Source organism: Streptomyces sp. NPDC052682, from assembly GCF_040678435.1.
Lineage (GTDB): Bacteria > Actinomycetota > Actinomycetes > Streptomycetales > Streptomycetaceae > Streptomyces.
This window is the reverse complement of the sequence record NZ_JBFATS010000005.1, coordinates 227,888-245,268: the sequence shown is the minus strand read 5'-3', so window position 1 is coordinate 245,268 and position 17,381 is coordinate 227,888. Positions and strand designations below refer to the sequence as shown.

Below are 17,381 nucleotides of genomic sequence, written 5' to 3'. Positions count from 1 at the left end.
AGCGGCCTGCGCCGTGCTGCCGCCCCGGGGCCGGGTCTTGCGCGGCTTGCGCCGTGCTGTGCGTGGTGGGTGCGCTGGTCGCGCTGTGCGCGGCTCCGGTGCACCGCGCCGAGCTGCCCGGCTGATCTTGAGCCGGCCTGCTGCCCACCGCACCTCTGGTGCGGGGCCTGGCCCCTGTGCGGCGCGCTTGGCCGGGCACTGGCCCGTGCCTCGCGGCTTGCGCCGTGCTGCCGTTCCGGGGGCCGGGTCTTGAGCGGCCTGCGCCGTGCTGCCGCCCCGGGGCCGGGTCTTGCGCGGCTTGCGCCGCGCTGGCGTTCCGGGCGCCGGATCGTCGCGGCCTGCGCCCGTTCCCACCCGGGGCGCCGAATCCCGGCGGTCTGCCGCGCTGTCACCCTGGGCGCCGGAACCGGCCGCCCAGGCCGGTCTCCCTCGCTGAACCCCGGGGTCAGATACCGAGCTGCTTGGTCTCGTGCAGCTTCGCGATCGCGTCCTTGTCGCCCTCCAGGTCGACCTTCGCCGCGCTCTGCCGGCCGTACAGGAACAGCACCAGCTCGGACGGCTCGCCGGTGACCGTCACCACCGGGGTGCCGCGCTGGGCGACCGCCGTCTGCCCGTTCGGGCGGCGCAGCACCAGACCGGTCGGGGCGCCCCGGCCCATCAGGCGGGCGCTGCGCTCCAGACGGGACCACAGGGCGTCCTGGAACACCGAGTCCAGCTCGCGCGGAGCCCAGTCGGGCTGGGCACGCCGGATGTCCTCCGTGTGGACGTAGTACTCGACGATGTTCGACAACTCGTCGACCGGCTTGAACGAGAAGGGCGAGAAACGCGGCGGGCCGGTACGGATCAGCTGGATCAGCTCCTCGTACGGCTTCGCGGTGTACTCCGCCATCACCTTCTCCAGGCGCGGCGCGAGCTGCTTGATCAGGATGCCGCCGGCGGCGTCGGGGCGGCGCTCGCGCACCACCACGTGCGCGGCCAGGTCCCGGGTCGTCCAGCCCTCGCACAGGGTGGGCGCGTCCGGACCGGCGGTCTCCAACAGGTCGGCGAGGAGGAGTCGTTCACGCTTGGCATGGGTCGACATGGAGTCAGCCTACGACCGCGTATCCGGTCCGGACAGTGGACACCGCACCGGCCCGGTCCGTGGCGCGCGGCACAATGGTCGGCATGACCAGCACGTCCTCCCCGCGGCCCGGCCGCCTCGACCCGGAGATCGCCGCGCGCCTCAAGCGCAGCGCCGACGGCCTCCTGCCCGCCATCGCCCAGCAGTACGACACCGGAGAGGTGCTGATGCTCGGCTGGATGGACGACGAGGCGCTGCACCGCACCCTGACCACCGGCCGCTGCACCTACTGGTCGCGCAGCCGCCAGGAGTACTGGGTGAAGGGCGACACCTCGGGGCACGTCCAGTGGGTCAAGTCCGTCGCCCTGGACTGCGACGCCGACACCGTGCTGGTGAAGGTCGACCAGGTCGGCGCCGCCTGCCACACCGGAGCGCGCACCTGTTTCGACACCGACGTGCTGCTGAAGGACACCGCTGACTCCGGCGCCCCCGCCGCGGATCAGTAAGGTCGCCGCATGGACCTCGAGACGTTCCGCAAGCTCGCCGGCGACCGGCGGGTCATCCCGGTCACCCGCAAGCTCCTCGCCGACGGCGACACCCCCGTCGCGCTCTACCGCAAGCTCGCCGCCGAGCGCCCCGGCACCTTCCTGCTGGAATCCGCCGAGAACGGACGCTCCTGGTCCCGGTACTCGTTCGTCGGCGTGCGCAGCGCCGCCACGCTGACCGAGCGCGACGGCCGGGCCCACTGGGTGGGCTCCCCGCCCGTCGGTGTCCCGGTCGACGGCGACCCGCTCGCCGTGCTGCGCGCCACCCTCCAGGCCCTGCACACCCCCCGCGACCTCGCCCACGACCTGGGCCTGCCGCCCTTCACCGGCGGCATGGTCGGCTACCTCGGCTACGACATCGTGCGCCGCCTGGAGAAGATCGGGCCGGGGGAGCGGGACGACCTCGGGCTTCCCGAGCTCACCATGCTGCTGACCAGCGACCTGGCCGTCATGGACCACTGGGAGGGCTCGGTCCTGCTGATCGCCAACGCGATCAACCACAACGACCTCGACACCGGCGTCGACGAGGCCTACGCGGACGCGGTCGCCCGCCTCGACGCCATGGAGGCCGACCTGTCCCGCGCGCTCGCCCAGCCGCCGGCCGTGCTGCCGCCCTCGGAACTGCCCGAGTACACCGCACTGTGGGGCGGCCCCGACTTCCAGGCGGCCGTCGAGGACATCAAGGAGCGCATCCGGGCCGGCGAGGCCTTCCAGGTCGTCCCCTCCCAGCGGTTCGAGACACCGTGCACGGCGAGCGCGCTGGACGTCTACCGGGTGCTGCGGGCCACCAACCCCTCCCCGTACATGTACCTGTTCCGCTTCGACGGCTTCGACGTCGTCGGCTCCTCTCCCGAGGCCCTGGTCAAGGTCGAGGACGGGCAGGCCATGGTCCACCCCATCGCCGGCACCCGGTGGCGCGGCGCCACCCCGCAGGAGGACCAGGCCCTCGCCGAGGAACTCCTCGCCGACCCCAAGGAGCGCGCCGAGCACCTCATGCTCGTCGACCTGGGCCGCAACGACCTGGGGCGGGTCTGCGAGCCGGGCTCGGTCGAGGTCGTCGACTTCATGTCCATCGAGCGGTACTCGCACGTGATGCACATCGTCTCCACGGTGACGGGCCGGGTCGCGGCGGGCCGTACGGCGTTCGACGTGCTCACGGCCTGCTTCCCGGCCGGCACCCTCTCCGGCGCCCCCAAGCCCCGCGCCATGCAGATCATCGACGAACTCGAGCCGTCCCGGCGCGGGCTGTACGGCGGCTGCGTCGGCTATCTCGACTTCGCCGGCGACTCCGACACCGCCATCGCCATCCGTACGGCCCTGCTGCGGGAGGGCACCGCGTACGTCCAGGCCGGCGCCGGCATCGTCGCCGACTCCGACCCGGTCGCCGAGGACACCGAGTGCCGCAACAAGGCGGCGGCGGTGCTGCGGGCCGTGCACACCGCGAACCGGCTGGGGCAGCAGGGCGCCTCCCCGGCACGGTAGGACGCTTCTCACGCCGCCCCGGGTGAGGAATCGCCCGGGGCCCGGGCGATAGTGGAGTACGTGACTGCCGCACCTGACCCCCGTTCCCCGTCCGGCTCCGCCCGGGCCAGCCGTCTGAGCCTCGCCGTCGCGCTGCTGTGCGGCGCGCTGGGCGCGGCCGTGGCGCTGCTCGCCACCCGGCAGCGCTGGTCGCAGGGCACCGCGACGGTGGCCGGCGGCGCCTTCCCCCTGACCGCCAAGGGCAGCGACGTCACGGGCGTGCCCGCGGCCCTGGCGATCGTCGGCCTCGCCGCGCTCGTCGCCGTCTTCGCCGTCCGCCGCGCCGGACGCCTCGTGGTCGCCGCGCTGCTCGCCCTGTCCGGCGCGGGCACCGTCATCGCGGCCCTGCTCGGCGCCTCCGACAGCTCCGCGCTCGACGAGAAGGCCGCGCAGGCCTCCGGCGACACCTCCGCCGCCGTGGACGCCCTCACCCACACCGCCTGGCCGTACGTCGCCGCCGTGGGCGGTGCCCTGATCCTGCTGGCCGGCCTGCTCGCCCTGCGCTACGGCCGGCTGTGGCCCGCCATGTCCGGCCGCTACGAACGCGGCACGGCCCCCAGGCCCCGCCGCCGCGCCCCCGCCGTGGACCCCGACCGGCCGGAGGAACTGTGGAAGGCGCTGGACCGGGGCGAGGACCCCACCGGGGCGTAAGCCTCCCCTGCGGCCCGTTGCCGTCATCCCCGCCGGCCCGTTCGCGCGCCGGGCCCACCCCCGCTCACGGCACACGCGCGCGTGCGGGACAATGACCCCGAGCGTCCTGCTCAGACACGCACACAGCAACGAGGAGCAAGCAATGGCGGGCAGCAGCCACGGTCACACCCCGGCCGCCTGGACCGGTGTCATCATCGCCTTCATCGGTTTCTGCGTCGCGGGCGCCTTCATGGTGATGAACCAGCCGGTGGGCTTCTGGGCCGGCATGGGGCTCACGCTCCTCGGCGCTGTCGTCGGCGGCATCATGAAGGCCATGGGCCTCGGGCAGCCGAAGGACCTCCACCCGGTCCACAAGAAGACCGAGGACCTCGAGCCGGCGCGCGCGGAGAGCTGATCCCCGCGGCGGAAACCCGCGGACGACCTCGTCGAGGGGCGGACGGCACACCGGTGCCGCACCCGCCCCTCACGCGCGTGCCGGGCACAATGCCTGTCGTGAACACCCACCACCCCGGCGCGACACGGAGCCTGCCGCGCCGCCTGGCCGCCCCCGCCGCCGTGCTCGCGGCCGTCGCCGGAGCCTTCGCGTACGTGGGGGCGGTGGACCCCAACGAGCCCGGCCACTACCCCGCCTGCCCGCTGCTGCGCCTCACCGGCCTGTACTGCCCGGGCTGCGGCGGACTGCGCAGCGCGCACGCCGTCGTCCACGGGGACCTCCTGGCGGCGCTCCACGACAACGCCGCGGCGGTCCTCGGCTATCTGGGTTGCGCCGTGCTGTGGGCCGTATGGGTGGTCCACGCGGTGCGTGGCCGGCCGCTGCGGATCGAGCCGCGGCCGGCGCACCTGTGGAGCGTGGGCGCGCTGGTCCTGGTCTTCACGGTCGTCCGGAACCTGCCGTTCGGTGGCTGGCTGCATCCTTGATCGAACGGCGGACGTCCAGGTAGTGGGACCGGCGCGCACCGGATGCGAGGCCCGCGCCCCGCTCCGGATACCATCGCAGGGACCATCGGATCCCGCCTGGTGTTCGCCCGAGGAGGCGGACCGGCGACGGAACCGACCGCTTCGACAGCCAACCGTCTGGAAGGGGGCCGCTCGCGTGAGTGTGCTCGACGAGATCATCGACGGAGTCCGTGCCGACCTCGCGGAGCGGCAGGCGCGCGTCAGCCTCGACGAGCTCAAGGAGCGCGCGGCCAAGGCTCCGGCGGCCAAGGACGGCATCGCCGCGCTCAAGGGCGACGGCGTCAAGGTCATCTGCGAGGTCAAGCGCTCCAGCCCGTCCAAGGGCGCGCTGGCTGCGATCGCCGACCCGGCCGGGCTCGCCGCCGACTACGAGGCGGGCGGCGCCGCCGTCATCTCCGTCCTCACCGAACAGCGCCGCTTCGGCGGCTCGCTGGCCGACCTGGAGGCGGTCCGCGCGCGGGTGGACATCCCCGTGCTGCGCAAGGACTTCATCGTCACCTCGTACCAGCTGTGGGAGGCCCGCGCGTACGGCGCCGACCTGGCGCTGCTGATCGTTGCCGCCCTCGACCAGCCGGCCCTGGAGTCGCTGATCGAGCGCGCGGTGTCCATCGGGCTCACCCCGCTCGTCGAGGTCCACGACGAGGACGAGGTGGAGCGGGCGGTGGACGCGGGCGCCAAGGTCATCGGCGTCAACGCGCGCAATCTCAAGACCCTGGAGGTCGACCGCTCCACGTTCGAGCGGGTCGCCCCCGAGATCCCCGACGGCATCGTCAAGATCGCCGAGTCCGGCATCCGCGGCCCGCACGACCTCATCGCGTACGCCAACGCCGGCGCCGACGCGGTCCTGGTCGGCGAGTCGCTGGTCACCGGCAAGGACCCCAGGACGGCGGTCTCCGACCTGGTGGCGGCCGGCGCCCATCCCGCTCTGCGGCACGGCCGGGGCTGATCACCCGATAAGCTGGCCCCGATGACCCTCACGATCGCCCTGCCGACCAGGGACCCGTACGCCCGCCTCGCGCGCGGCTGCCGGCCCCGGGGCTGCCGTGCCCCGGCCCGCCGGGTGCACGGGCGCCGAGTGAGGTACGTCATCGGTGACGAACCCGGGCAGGTGAACGGCCGTCGATGGCAGCGCGTCCCTCAGGGGCGCGGGGCGTCGACACCACGCGGCTGTGCCGCGTGAGCGCGCACAGCCACAGATGACCTGAGGCCGGCCGGCCCCGCCCCCACGGCGAACAGTGTCCACACACTCACCGTGAGGTTTCCGCATGCCCAGCCAGTTCTTCATCCCCGACCCGGAGGGTCACCTCCCCAGCGCCGAGGGCTACTTCGGCGCGTTCGGCGGCAAGTTCATCCCGGAGGCCCTCGTCGCCGCCGTCGACGAGGTCGCCGTCGCCTACGACAAGGCCAAGAACGACCCCGAGTTCGCCCGCGAGCTCGACGACCTGCTGGTCCACTACACCGGCCGCCCCAGCGCCCTCACCGAGGTGCCGAGGTTCGCCGAACACGCCGGAGGCGCCCGCGTCTTCCTCAAGCGCGAGGACCTCAACCACACCGGCTCCCACAAGATCAACAACGTGCTCGGCCAGGCCCTGCTCACCAAGCGCATGGGCAAGACCCGCGTCATCGCCGAGACCGGCGCCGGCCAGCACGGCGTGGCCACCGCCACCGCCTGCGCCCTGTTCGGCCTCGACTGCACCATCTACATGGGCGAGATCGACACCCAGCGCCAGGCGCTCAACGTGGCCCGGATGCGCATGCTGGGCGCCGAGGTCATCGCCGTGAAGTCCGGCAGCCGCACGCTGAAGGACGCCATCAACGAGGCCTTCCGCGACTGGGTCGCCAACGTCGACCACACCCACTACCTCTTCGGCACCGTCGCCGGACCCCACCCCTTCCCGGCCATGGTCCGCGACTTCCACCGGGTCATCGGCGTCGAGGCCCGCCGCCAGCTCCTGGAGCGCGCCGGGCGCCTGCCCGACGCGGCCGTCGCCTGCGTCGGCGGCGGCTCCAACGCCATCGGCCTCTTCCACGCCTTCATCCCCGACGAGTCCGTCCGCCTCATCGGCTGCGAACCCGCCGGGCACGGCATCGACACCGGCGAGCACGCGGCGACCCTGACCGCGGGCGAGCCCGGCATCCTGCACGGCTCACGCTCCTACGTCCTCCAGGACGAGGAGGGCCAGATCACCGAGCCGTACTCCATCTCGGCCGGCCTGGACTACCCGGGCATCGGCCCGGAGCACTCCTACCTCAAGGACTCCGGCCGCGGCGAGTACCGCGCCATCACCGACGACGCGGCCATGCAGGCCCTGCGCCTGCTGTCGCGGACCGAGGGCATCATCCCGGCCATCGAGAGCGCCCACGCGCTGGCCGGCGCCCTGGAGGTCGGCCGGGAGCTCGGCGAGGACGGGCTGATCGTGGTCAACCTCTCCGGCCGCGGCGACAAGGACATGGACACCGCGGCCCGGTACTTCGGCCTGTACGACACCGACGCCGAGGTCGCCGAGGACGCCTCCGGCACCGCCGAGATCGAGGGGGACGCCAAGTGAGCGGCACCATCCAGCTGTTGACGGACACCCTCGCCACGGCGAAGTCCGAGGGCCGCGCGGCGCTCATCGCCTACCTCCCGGCCGGGTTCCCGACCGTGGACGGCGGCATCGAGGCGATCAAGGCCGTCCTCGACGGCGGCGCCGACATCGTCGAGGTCGGCCTGCCGCACAGCGACCCCGTCCTCGACGGCCCCGTCATCCAGACCGCCGACGACATCGCCCTGCGCGGCGGGGTGCGGATCGCCGACGTCATGCGCACGGTCCGGGAGGCCCACCAGGCCACCGGGAAGCCGGTCCTCGTCATGACGTACTGGAACCCCATCGACCGCTACGGCGTCGAGCGGTTCACCGCGGAACTCGCCGAGGCGGGCGGCGCCGGGTGCATCCTGCCCGACCTGCCGGTGCAGGAGTCGGCGCTGTGGCGGGAGCACGCCGAGAAGCACCAGCTCGCCACCGTCTTCGTCGTCGCCCCCAGCAGCAAGGATGCCCGGCTCGCCCAGATCACCGCGGCGGGCAGCGGCTTCGTCTACGCCGCCTCCCTCATGGGCGTCACCGGCACCCGCGCGACGGTCAGCTCGCAGGCCCAGGACCTGGTGGCCCGCACCCGCGCCACGGGCACGGACCTGCCGGTGTGCGTCGGCCTGGGCGTCTCCGACGCCACCCAGGCCGCCGAGGTGGCCGGCTTCGCCGACGGCGTGATCGTCGGCTCCGCGTTCGTCAAGCGGATGCTGGACGCCCCGGACTACGCGGCCGGCATCGAGGGGGTCCGCGCGCTCGCCGCCGACCTCGCCCAGGGCGTACGCCGGCAGGCGTAACCGCAGGGTCGTCATACGGGTCCCTCGTACGGGTGGACCTGAGGCCGGGGAGGCGCGCTGCGCCTCCCCGGTTCGTTTCCGGGGTGTGAGCGAGAAGAACCGTGAGGGAAAGCGCACGGCCCGGGAGCGGCTGGCGGTCGAGCGTGAGAAGCAGGAGGCCGCGGACAAGCGCCGGCGCGCGCTGGTCGTGGGCGCGTCCGTCGTCGCCGTCCTGGGTCTCGCGGCGGTGATCGGCGTCGTCGCCGCCAACGCCGACAAGGACGACAGCGAGGTGGCGGGACCGGTCTCCGCGCCGTCCGGGGCGCGGGGCAAGGACGCCCTGGCCATCCCGGTCGGCAAGGAGAGCGCCCCGGCCACCCTCACGGTGTGGGAGGACTTCCGCTGCCCCGCCTGCAAGGCCTTCGAGCAGGCCTACCGCCCGGTCATCCACGAGCTGACCGACGCCGGGCAGCTGAAGGTGGAGTACCACCTGGTCCGGCTGATCGACGGCAACCTGGGCGGCACCGGCTCCCGCACGGCCGCCAACGCCGCGGCCTGCGCCCAGGACGCCGGGAAGTTCGCCGCGTACCACGACGTGCTGTTCGACAACCAGCCCCAGGAAGTCGACGACGCCTACGCCAAGAACGACAAGCTCCTTGAGCTGGCCGGTAAGGTCGACGGCCTCGACACCCCCGCCTTCCGCAGGTGCGTCAAGAACGGCACGCACGACAGCTGGGTCGACAAGTCCCACGCGGCCTTCGGCAAGGGCGGCTTCTCCGGCACACCGACCGTGCTGTTCGACGGGAAGAACATCTACCAGGACCGCACCATGACCCCGGCCAAGCTGAAGCGGATGGTGCAGGAGGCGGCCCAGGGGTAAGGGCGCTCTCACCCGCCCGTTACGGAGCCGTTGCCGGGCTGCCTGCCGTGCGCGCGGTCCGGCACGGTAGCGTCGACCTTGCCATGGAACTTGCCTACATTCCCAGCCCGTCGCGCGGGGTGATCCACCTCGGCCCCATTCCGCTGCGCGGCTACGCGTTCTGCATCATCATCGGTGTCTTCGTTGCCGTCTGGCTCGGCAACAAGCGCTGGATCGCCCGGGGCGGGCGGGCCGGCACGGTGGCCGACATCGCGGTCTGGGCGGTGCCCTTCGGCCTCGTCGGCGGCCGGCTCTACCACGTGATCACGGACTACGAGCTGTACTTCAGCGAGGGCCGGGACTGGGTGGACGCCTTCAAGATCTGGGAGGGCGGGCTCGGCATCTGGGGTGCGATCGCGCTCGGCGCGCTGGGCGCGTGGATCGGCTGCCGGCGCCGGGGCATCCCATTGCCCGCGTACGCCGACGCCGTCGCGCCGGGCATCGCCCTAGCGCAGGCGATCGGGCGCTGGGGCAACTGGTTCAACCAGGAGCTGTACGGGCGGCCCACCGACCTGCCCTGGGCCCTGAAGATCACCTCCTCGGCGGACGGGCGGGTCCCGGGCCTCTACCACCCGACGTTCCTGTACGAGTCGCTGTGGTGCGTCGGCGTCGCCCTGCTGGTCATCTGGGCCGACCGCCGCTTCCGGCTGGGGCATGGCCGGGCGTTCGCGCTGTACGTCGCCGCGTACTGCGTGGGCCGCTTCTGGATCGAGTACATGCGCGTCGACGACGCCCACCACATCCTCGGCCTGCGGCTGAACAACTGGACCGCGATGCTGGTGTTCCTGCTCGCCGTGGTCTACCTGGTGCTGTCCGCGAAGAAGCGGCCGGGCCGGGAAGAGGTGGTGGAGCCGGGCGCCTCCGACGGAGCATCCGAGGAGGCGGCCGAGACGGACGGCGAGGACCGGAAGAAGGCCGACGCGGCGTCCGTGGCCGAGGCAGCGGACGAGGCAGACGTGAAGGACGAGGCCGAGTCGGCGAAGAAGAGCTGACCGACGGTCGTACGACACCGAGGGCGCCCGGGTTTCCGGGCGCCCTCGGTGCGTGTGGGGCACAAAACCGCAGGTTAGCGGAGCCTTTCCTTGCTGGCGGGCAGGAATGGCGTGGCGTACATTCTTCGTTGTCGAAGAATAGAACGTGTCCAAAGTTAGCTTTGGCTTAGCTACTCTGGGGGATCCGGATGGCCATCATCGAGACCGAGGCGGCGCTGCACGAGGCCCACCGCGACAACCACACCCACCGGGACGTCAACGGCGGCTGGCTGCGCCCCGCCGTCTTCGGCGCGATGGACGGCCTGGTCTCCAACCTGGCGCTGATGACCGGCGTCGCCGGCGGCTCGGTCAGCCACCACACCGTCGTCCTCAGCGGCCTCGCCGGCCTTGCCGCCGGCGCCTTCTCCATGGCCGCCGGCGAGTACACCTCCGTTGCCTCCCAGCGCGAGCTCGTCGAGGCGGAACTGGACGTCGAGCGGCGCGAGCTGCGCAAGCACCCGGCGGACGAGGAAGCCGAGCTCGCCGCGCTGTACCAGGCGCGCGGGGTCGAGCCCGAGCTGGCCCGCGAGGTGGCCCGGCAGCTGTCCAGGGATCCCGAGCAGGCCCTGGAGATCCACGCCCGCGAGGAGCTGGGCATCGACCCGGGCGACCTGCCCTCGCCGACCGTCGCCGCGGTGTCGAGCTTCGCCTCTTTCGCGCTGGGCGCCCTGATCCCCGTACTGCCGTACCTGCTGGGGGCGGGCAGCCTGTGGCCGGCCGTGCTGCTGGCGCTGCTCGGGCTGTTCCTGTGCGGCGCGGTGGTGGCCAAGGTGACGGCGCGGACCTGGTGGTTCAGCGGGCTGCGGCAGCTCGCCCTGGGCGGTGCGGCGGCCGGTGTGACGTACGCCCTGGGCAGCCTGTTCGGAACGGCCGTAGGATAGCTCGGCTCGCACTTATGCGTTGGGCCGCATAAGTAGCCGTTACTCGCTGGTTTCGACCGGGTGACCACCGGGCATGAGCCGTAAGCGCTGTGGGCAATGAGGCCTGCCGCGCACCCGCGGGGTGGGCGAGGACGCTCCCCCCGCTCCTCCGGGCCGCCGGACATGGATCTGTCCGCGCCGGCCCCCGCATACTTCGGCCGCCACGCGGCGGCAGCTCCGCCGTGCACCCCCACGGCGTCCGCATGGTGGAACGGGTTATCCCGGTTCCCGAGAACCGCTCCATCATGTAACCTGCACGAAATTTTGCGATCACGCAGAGGGCCAACGTCGTCCCTCGGCAATCTGCATATGCCACATGACGACGACGGGAGAGCCGATGCGTACGCCGCGCCAGCCGTCCCAGCACTCCGCGAATGGCCAGAACTGGTCGTTCATGGATGCTCGCCCTGCTGCGCAGGGTATGTACGACCCCCGCAACGAGCACGACGCCTGCGGCGTCGGCTTCGTCGCCACCCTCACCGGCGAGGCGTCCCACACTCTGGTCGAACAGGCACTCACCGTCCTGCGCAACCTGGAGCACCGCGGCGCCACCGGCTCCGAGCCGGACTCCGGCGACGGTGCGGGTCTGCTGGCGCAGGTGCCGGACGCCTTCTTCCGCGAGGTGGCCGGATTCGAACTGCCCGAGGCCGGGGCCTACGCGGTCGGCATCGCCTTCCTGCCGGAGGACTCCGCCGCCGACGCGGTCGCGCAGATCGAGGGCATCGCCGCCGACGAGGGCCTGACCGTCCTCGGCTGGCGCGAGGTGCCGGTCGCGCCCGAGCTGCTCGGTGCCACCGCCCGGTCGACCATGCCCGCCTTCCGCCAGATCTTCGTCAGCGACGGCGTCAGCACGGGCATCGACCTCGACCGCAAGGCGTTCGTGCTGCGCAAGCGCGCCGAGCGCGAGGCCGGGGTCTACTTCCCTTCGCTGTCCGCGCGGACCATCGTCTACAAGGGCATGCTGACCACCGGCCAGCTGGAGCCGTTCTTCCCGGACCTGTCCGACCGCCGGTTCGCCTCCGCGATCGCGCTCGTGCACTCCCGGTTCTCCACGAACACCTTCCCGTCGTGGCCGCTGGCGCACCCCTACCGCTTCGTCGCGCACAACGGCGAGATCAACACGGTCAAGGGCAACCGCAACTGGATGCGCGCCCGCGAGTCCCAGCTGGTCTCCGACCTGTTCGGCGACAAGGATCTGGAGCGGATCTTCCCCGTCTGTACGCCGGAGGCCTCCGACTCGGCCTCCTTCGACGAGGTGCTGGAGCTGCTGCACCTGGGCGGCCGTTCCCTGCCGCACTCCGTGCTGATGATGATCCCGGAGGCGTGGGAGAACCACGACTCCATGGACCCGGCCCGGCGCGCCTTCTACCAGTACCACTCCACGATGATGGAGCCCTGGGACGGCCCCGCCTGCGTCTGCTTCACCGACGGCACCCAGGTCGGCGCGGTGCTCGACCGCAACGGCCTGCGCCCCGGCCGCTACTGGGTCACCGACGACGGCCTGGTCGTGCTCGGCTCCGAGGTCGGCGTCCTGGACATCGACCCGGCCAAGGTCGTCCGCAAGGGCCGCCTGCAGCCCGGCCGCATGTTCCTCGTGGACACCGCCGAGCACCGCATCATCGAGGACGACGAGATCAAGGGCGCCCTCGCCGCCGAGCACCCGTACGCGGAGTGGCTGGAGGCCGGCGAGATCGAGCTGTCCGACCTGCCCGAGCGCGAGCACATCGTGCACACGCACGCCTCGGTCACCCGCCGCCAGCAGACCTTCGGCTACACCGAGGAGGAGCTGCGCGTCATCCTCGCGCCGATGGCCAAGACCGGCGCCGAGCCGATCGGCTCGATGGGCACCGACTCGCCGATCGCCGCGCTGAGCGAGCGCCCGCGCCTGCTCTTCGACTACTTCACCCAGCTGTTCGCGCAGGTCACCAACCCGCCGCTGGACGCCATCCGGGAAGAGCTGGTCACCTCCCTGCGCTCGTCGCTGGGCCCCGAGGGCAACCTGCTGGAGCCGACCGCCGCGTCGTGCCGCAGCGTCACCCTGCCCTTCCCGGTGATCGACAACGACGAGCTGGCCAAGCTCATCCACATCAACGCCGACGGCGACATGCCGGGCTTCAAGGCCGCGACGCTGTCCGGCCTGTACCGGGTGCACGGCGGCGGCGAGGCGCTGGCCGCGCGGATCGAGGAGATCTGCGCCGAGGCCGACGCCGCCATAGACAACGGCGCCCGCCTGATCGTCCTGTCGGACCGCCACTCGGACGCCGAGCACGCCCCGATCCCGTCGCTGCTGCTCACCGCGGCCGTCCACCACCACCTCATCCGCACCAAGCAGCGCACCCAGGTGGGCCTGCTGGTCGAGGCCGGCGACGTCCGCGAGGTCCACCACGTCGCCCTGCTCATCGGCTACGGCGCCGCCGCCGTCAACCCGTACCTGGCGATGGAGTCCGTCGAGGACCTGGTCCGCGCGGGCACCTTCCTGCCCGGTGTCGAGCCGGAGAAGGCCATCCGCAACCTGATCTACGCCCTCGGCAAGGGCGTACTGAAGGTCATGTCCAAGATGGGCATCTCCACGGTCGCCTCCTACCGCGGCGCGCAGGTCTTCGAGGCCGTCGGTCTCGACGAGGAGTTCGTCAACAAGTACTTCAGCGGCACCGCCACCAAGATCGGCGGCGTCGGCATCGACGTCATCGCCAAGGAGGTCGCCGCCCGCCACGCCAAGGCCTACCCGGCCTCCGGCATCGCCCCGGCGCACCGTGCGCTGGAGATCGGCGGCGAGTACCAGTGGCGCCGCGAGGGCGAGCCGCACCTGTTCGACCCGGAGACGGTCTTCCGCCTCCAGCACTCCACGCGCACCGGCCGCTACGACATCTTCAAGAAGTACACCGAGCGCGTGAACGAGCAGTCCGAGCGCCTGATGACGCTGCGCGGCCTGTTCGGCTTCAAGTCCGACCGCAAGCCGATCCCGGTCGAGGAGGTCGAGCCGGCCTCCGAGATCGTCAAGCGGTTCTCCACGGGCGCCATGTCGTACGGCTCCATCTCCCAGGAGGCGCACGAGACCCTCGCCATCGCCATGAACCAGCTGGGCGGCAAGTCCAACACCGGTGAGGGCGGCGAGGACCCGGAGCGTCTGTACGACCCGGCGCGCCGGTCGGCCATCAAGCAGGTGGCGTCGGGCCGCTTCGGCGTGACCTCCGAGTACCTGGTCAACTCCGACGACATCCAGATCAAGATGGCCCAGGGCGCCAAGCCCGGCGAGGGCGGCCAGCTGCCCGGCCACAAGGTGTACCCGTGGGTGGCCAAGACCCGTCACTCCACGCCGGGCGTGGGCCTCATTTCGCCGCCGCCGCACCACGACATCTACTCCATCGAGGACCTGGCCCAGCTGATCCACGACCTGAAGAACGCGAACCCGCAGGCGCGGATTCACGTCAAGCTGGTCTCCGAGGTCGGCGTCGGCACGGTCGCCGCGGGTGTGTCCAAGGCCCACGCGGACGTCGTGCTCATCTCGGGTCACGACGGCGGCACGGGCGCGTCCCCGCTGACCTCGCTCAAGCACGCCGGCGGCCCCTGGGAGCTCGGCCTGGCCGAGACCCAGCAGACGCTGCTGCTCAACGGCCTGCGCGACCGGATCGTCGTGCAGACCGACGGCCAGCTCAAGACCGGCCGTGACGTGGTCGTCGCCGCGCTGCTCGGCGCCGAGGAGTTCGGTTTCGCCACCGCGCCGCTGGTCGTCTCCGGCTGCGTGATGATGCGTGTCTGCCACCTGGACACCTGCCCGGTCGGCATCGCCACCCAGAACCCGACCCTGCGCGACCGGTTCTCCGGCAAGGCCGAGTACGTGGTGAACTTCTTCCAGTTCATCGCCGAGGAGGTCCGCGAGCTGCTGGCCGAGCTGGGCTTCCGCTCCATCGAGGAGGCCGTCGGCCACGCCGAGGTCCTCGACGTCACGCGTGCCGTGAACCACTGGAAGGCGCAGGGCCTGGACCTTCAGCCGCTGTTCCACGTGCCCGAGCTGCCCGAGGGCGCGGTCCGCCACGCGGCCGTCCCGCAGGACCACGGCCTGGAGAAGGCCCTGGACAACGAGCTGATCAGGCTGGCCGCGGACGCGCTCGCCGCGAACGACGCGACCGAGGCCCAGCCGGTGCGCGCCCAGGTCGCCATCCGCAACATCAACCGCACCGTCGGCACCATGCTCGGCCACGAGGTGACGAAGAAGTTCGGTGGCGCGGGCCTGCCCGACGACACCATCGACATCACCTTCACCGGCTCCGCCGGCCAGTCCTTCGGCGCCTTCGTCCCGCGCGGTGTGACGCTGCGCCTGGAGGGCGACGCCAACGACTACGTCGGCAAGGGCCTGTCCGGCGGCCGGATCATCGTCCGCCCGGACCGGGCCGCCGACCACCTCGCCGAGTACAGCGTCATCGCGGGCAACACCCTCGCCTACGGCGCCACCAGCGGCGAGATGTTCCTGCGCGGCAAGGTCGGCGAACGCTTCTGCGTCCGCAACTCCGGCGCGCTGGTCGTCTCCGAGGGCGTGGGCGACCACGGCTGCGAGTACATGACCGGCGGTCACGCGGTGGTGCTCGGCGAGACGGGCCGCAACTTCGCGGCCGGCATGTCGGGCGGCGTCGCGTACGTCATCGACCTGGACCGCGACAACGTCAACGTCGGCAACCTGGACGCCATCGAGGCCCTCGACGACGCCGACAAGCAGTGGTTGCACGACGTGGTCCGCCGCCACCAGGAGGAGACCGGCTCCACGGTCGCCGAGAAGCTCCTGGCGGAGTGGGACACGGCCGTCGAGCGCTTCAGCAAGATCATCCCCAGCACGTACAAGGCAGTGCTCGCCGCCAAGGACGCCGCCGAGCGAGCCGGTCTGCCCGAGTCCGAGATCCACGAGAAGATGATGGAGGCGGCGATCAATGGCTGACCCGAAGGGCTTCCTGAACCACGGCCGTGAGGTCGCCAAGACCCGTCCCGTCGAAGAGCGCGTCAAGGACTGGAACGAGGTCTACGTCCCCGGCTCCCTGCTGCCGATCATCAGCAAGCAGGCCAGCCGCTGCATGGACTGCGGCATCCCGTTCTGCCACAACGGCTGTCCGCTCGGGAACCTGATCCCCGAGTGGAACGACTACGCCTACCGCGAGGACTGGGCGGCCGCCTCCGAGCGGCTGCACGCCACGAACAACTTCCCGGAGTTCACCGGCCGCCTGTGCCCCGCCCCGTGCGAGTCGGCGTGTGTGCTCGGCATCAACCAGCCGCCGGTCACCATCAAGAACGTCGAGGTCTCCATCATCGACAAGGCGTGGGAGACCGGGGACGTGGCCCCGCAGGTCCCCGAGCGCCTGTCCGGCAAGACGGTCGCCGTCATCGGCTCCGGCCCGGCCGGCCTGGCCGCCGCACAGCAGCTGACCCGCGCCGGTCACACCGTCGCCGTCTACGAGCGCGCGGACCGCATCGGAGGCCTCCTGCGCTACGGCATCCCCGAGTTCAAGATGGAGAAGCGGCACATCAACCGTCGTATCGAGCAGATGCGCGCGGAGGGCACCCGCTTCCGCACCGGCATCGAGATCGGCCGCGACCTGAAGGCGACGGACCTGCGCAAGCGGTACGACGCGATCGTCCTGGCCGTCGGTGCCACCACGGCGCGCGACCTGCCGGTCCCGGGCCGCGAGCTCAAGGGCATCTACCAGGCCATGGAGTACCTGCCGCTGGCCAACAAGGTCCAGGAGGGCGACTACGTCACCGCGCCGATCTCGGCCGAGGGCAAGCACGTCGTGGTCATCGGCGGCGGCGACACCGGCGCCGACTGCGTGGGCACCGCCCACCGCCAGGGCGCGGCCTCCGTCACGCAGCTGGAGATCATGCCCCGCCCGAACGACGAGCGGAACCCGGTCACCCAGCCCTGGCCGACCTTCCCGATGCTGTACAAGGTCACCTCGGCCCACGAGGAGGGCGGCGAGCGGATCTACTCCGTCTCCACCACCCACTTCGAGGGCGACGAGGACGGCAACGTGCAGTGGCTGCACATGACCGAGGTCGAGTTCGTCGACGGCAAGCTCACCCAGAAGCCGGGCACCGAGCGCAAGATCCCGGCCCAGCTGGTCACCCTCGCGATGGGCTTCACCGGCACCGACCGGGAGAACGGCCTGGTCGAGCAGCTCGGCCTGGAACTCGACGAGCGCGGCAACATCGCCCGCGACGCCGACTTCCAGACCAACGTCCCGGGCGTCTTCGTCGCCGGTGACGCGGGCCGCGGCCAGTCCCTCATCGTGTGGGCCATCGCCGAGGGCCGCTCGGCGGCCCGCGGGGTGGACCGCTACCTCACCGGCGCCAGCGACCTGCCGGCCCCGATCCGGCCGACGGACCGTGCCCTGACGGTCTGACCCGGCCCACGAGAACGTCCCGTACAACGGCGTACGGAACACAGACGG

Annotated in this window: 14 protein-coding genes; 13 read left to right on the top strand and 1 reads right to left on the bottom strand. The window is 71.9% G+C overall.

Going from position 1 to position 17,381, the window contains the following annotated elements; all coding sequences use genetic code 11:
- Nucleotides 1-445 precede the first annotated feature (445 nt).
- Nucleotides 446-1,081, bottom strand: coding sequence for a TIGR03085 family metal-binding protein (locus AB0K80_RS09925; protein WP_365667689.1), 636 nt, complete (start codon nucleotides 1,079-1,081; stop codon nucleotides 446-448).
- A gap of 83 nt (nucleotides 1,082-1,164) precedes the next feature.
- On the opposite strand from AB0K80_RS09925, the gene hisI reads away from it, so the two are divergent.
- The 13 genes from hisI (at nucleotide 1,165) to AB0K80_RS09860 (ending at nucleotide 17,333) form a co-directional block, all read left to right on the top strand.
- Complete coding sequence (hisI, locus tag AB0K80_RS09920) at nucleotides 1,165-1,566, top strand: phosphoribosyl-AMP cyclohydrolase (RefSeq protein ID WP_365667687.1); 402 nt, start codon at nucleotides 1,165-1,167, stop codon at nucleotides 1,564-1,566.
- Between the two features lie 9 nt (nucleotides 1,567-1,575).
- Nucleotides 1,576-3,087 (top strand): anthranilate synthase component I, encoded by a 1,512-nt coding sequence (locus AB0K80_RS09915; protein WP_365667685.1) that lies wholly within the window; start codon nucleotides 1,576-1,578, stop codon nucleotides 3,085-3,087.
- A 51-nt stretch (nucleotides 3,088-3,138) separates the two neighbouring features.
- Nucleotides 3,139-3,777 (top strand): TIGR02234 family membrane protein, encoded by a 639-nt coding sequence (locus AB0K80_RS09910; protein WP_365667683.1) that lies wholly within the window; start codon nucleotides 3,139-3,141, stop codon nucleotides 3,775-3,777.
- Between the two features lie 142 nt (nucleotides 3,778-3,919).
- The gene (locus tag AB0K80_RS09905) at nucleotides 3,920-4,171 is read left to right on the top strand and encodes an HGxxPAAW family protein (RefSeq protein ID WP_365667681.1); all 252 of its coding nucleotides are present in this window, start codon (nucleotides 3,920-3,922) and stop codon (nucleotides 4,169-4,171) included.
- Between the two features lie 89 nt (nucleotides 4,172-4,260).
- Nucleotides 4,261-4,695: a DUF2752 domain-containing protein gene (locus AB0K80_RS09900; protein ID WP_365667679.1), complete on the top strand. Its 435-nt coding sequence runs from the start codon at nucleotides 4,261-4,263 to the stop codon at nucleotides 4,693-4,695.
- Between the two features lie 175 nt (nucleotides 4,696-4,870).
- Nucleotides 4,871-5,680: an indole-3-glycerol phosphate synthase TrpC gene (trpC, locus tag AB0K80_RS09895; protein ID WP_365667677.1), complete on the top strand. Its 810-nt coding sequence runs from the start codon at nucleotides 4,871-4,873 to the stop codon at nucleotides 5,678-5,680.
- 319 nt (nucleotides 5,681-5,999) lie between these two features.
- Nucleotides 6,000-7,283: a tryptophan synthase subunit beta gene (trpB, locus tag AB0K80_RS09890; RefSeq protein ID WP_365667675.1), complete on the top strand. Its 1,284-nt coding sequence runs from the start codon at nucleotides 6,000-6,002 to the stop codon at nucleotides 7,281-7,283.
- Nucleotides 7,280-8,098: a tryptophan synthase subunit alpha gene (gene trpA, locus AB0K80_RS09885; RefSeq protein ID WP_365667673.1), complete on the top strand. Its 819-nt coding sequence runs from the start codon at nucleotides 7,280-7,282 to the stop codon at nucleotides 8,096-8,098. Before trpB ends, trpA begins: the two co-directional genes overlap by 4 nt.
- Nucleotides 8,099-8,183: 85 nt before the next feature.
- A complete protein-coding gene (locus tag AB0K80_RS09880; protein WP_365667671.1) occupies nucleotides 8,184-8,957 on the top strand; it encodes a thioredoxin domain-containing protein in 774 nt (257 codons plus the stop codon).
- 83 nt (nucleotides 8,958-9,040) lie between these two features.
- Nucleotides 9,041-9,988 (top strand): prolipoprotein diacylglyceryl transferase, encoded by a 948-nt coding sequence (gene lgt, locus AB0K80_RS09875; RefSeq protein WP_365667669.1) that lies wholly within the window; start codon nucleotides 9,041-9,043, stop codon nucleotides 9,986-9,988.
- Between the two features lie 188 nt (nucleotides 9,989-10,176).
- Nucleotides 10,177-10,908: a VIT1/CCC1 transporter family protein gene (locus AB0K80_RS09870; RefSeq protein WP_365667667.1), complete on the top strand. Its 732-nt coding sequence runs from the start codon at nucleotides 10,177-10,179 to the stop codon at nucleotides 10,906-10,908.
- A 376-nt stretch (nucleotides 10,909-11,284) separates the two neighbouring features.
- Nucleotides 11,285-15,877 (top strand): glutamate synthase large subunit, encoded by a 4,593-nt coding sequence (gene gltB, locus AB0K80_RS09865; RefSeq protein WP_365667930.1) that lies wholly within the window; start codon nucleotides 11,285-11,287, stop codon nucleotides 15,875-15,877.
- Nucleotides 15,870-17,333: a glutamate synthase subunit beta gene (locus tag AB0K80_RS09860; protein ID WP_365667666.1), complete on the top strand. Its 1,464-nt coding sequence runs from the start codon at nucleotides 15,870-15,872 to the stop codon at nucleotides 17,331-17,333. The genes gltB and AB0K80_RS09860 overlap by 8 nt, the downstream gene beginning before the upstream one ends.
- The last annotated feature ends 48 nt before the right edge of the window (nucleotides 17,334-17,381 follow it).

Bases quoted from the DNA above. Each gene is read 5' to 3' on its own strand.
- AB0K80_RS09925 (WP_365667689.1), bottom strand. From the start codon at position 1,081: ATGTCGACCCATGCCAAGCGTGAACGACTCCTCCTCGCCGACCTGTTG.
- hisI (WP_365667687.1), top strand. From the start codon at position 1,165: ATGACCAGCACGTCCTCCCCGCGGCCCGGCCGCCTCGACCCGGAGATC.
- AB0K80_RS09915 (WP_365667685.1), top strand. From the start codon at position 1,576: ATGGACCTCGAGACGTTCCGCAAGCTCGCCGGCGACCGGCGGGTCATC.
- AB0K80_RS09905 (WP_365667681.1), top strand. From the start codon at position 3,920: ATGGCGGGCAGCAGCCACGGTCACACCCCGGCCGCCTGGACCGGTGTC.
- AB0K80_RS09900 (WP_365667679.1), top strand. From the start codon at position 4,261: ATGCCTGTCGTGAACACCCACCACCCCGGCGCGACACGGAGCCTGCCG.
- trpB (WP_365667675.1), top strand. From the start codon at position 6,000: ATGCCCAGCCAGTTCTTCATCCCCGACCCGGAGGGTCACCTCCCCAGC.
- lgt (WP_365667669.1), top strand. From the start codon at position 9,041: ATGGAACTTGCCTACATTCCCAGCCCGTCGCGCGGGGTGATCCACCTC.
- AB0K80_RS09870 (WP_365667667.1), top strand. From the start codon at position 10,177: ATGGCCATCATCGAGACCGAGGCGGCGCTGCACGAGGCCCACCGCGAC.
- gltB (WP_365667930.1), top strand. From the start codon at position 11,285: ATGCGTACGCCGCGCCAGCCGTCCCAGCACTCCGCGAATGGCCAGAAC.
- AB0K80_RS09860 (WP_365667666.1), top strand. From the start codon at position 15,870: ATGGCTGACCCGAAGGGCTTCCTGAACCACGGCCGTGAGGTCGCCAAG.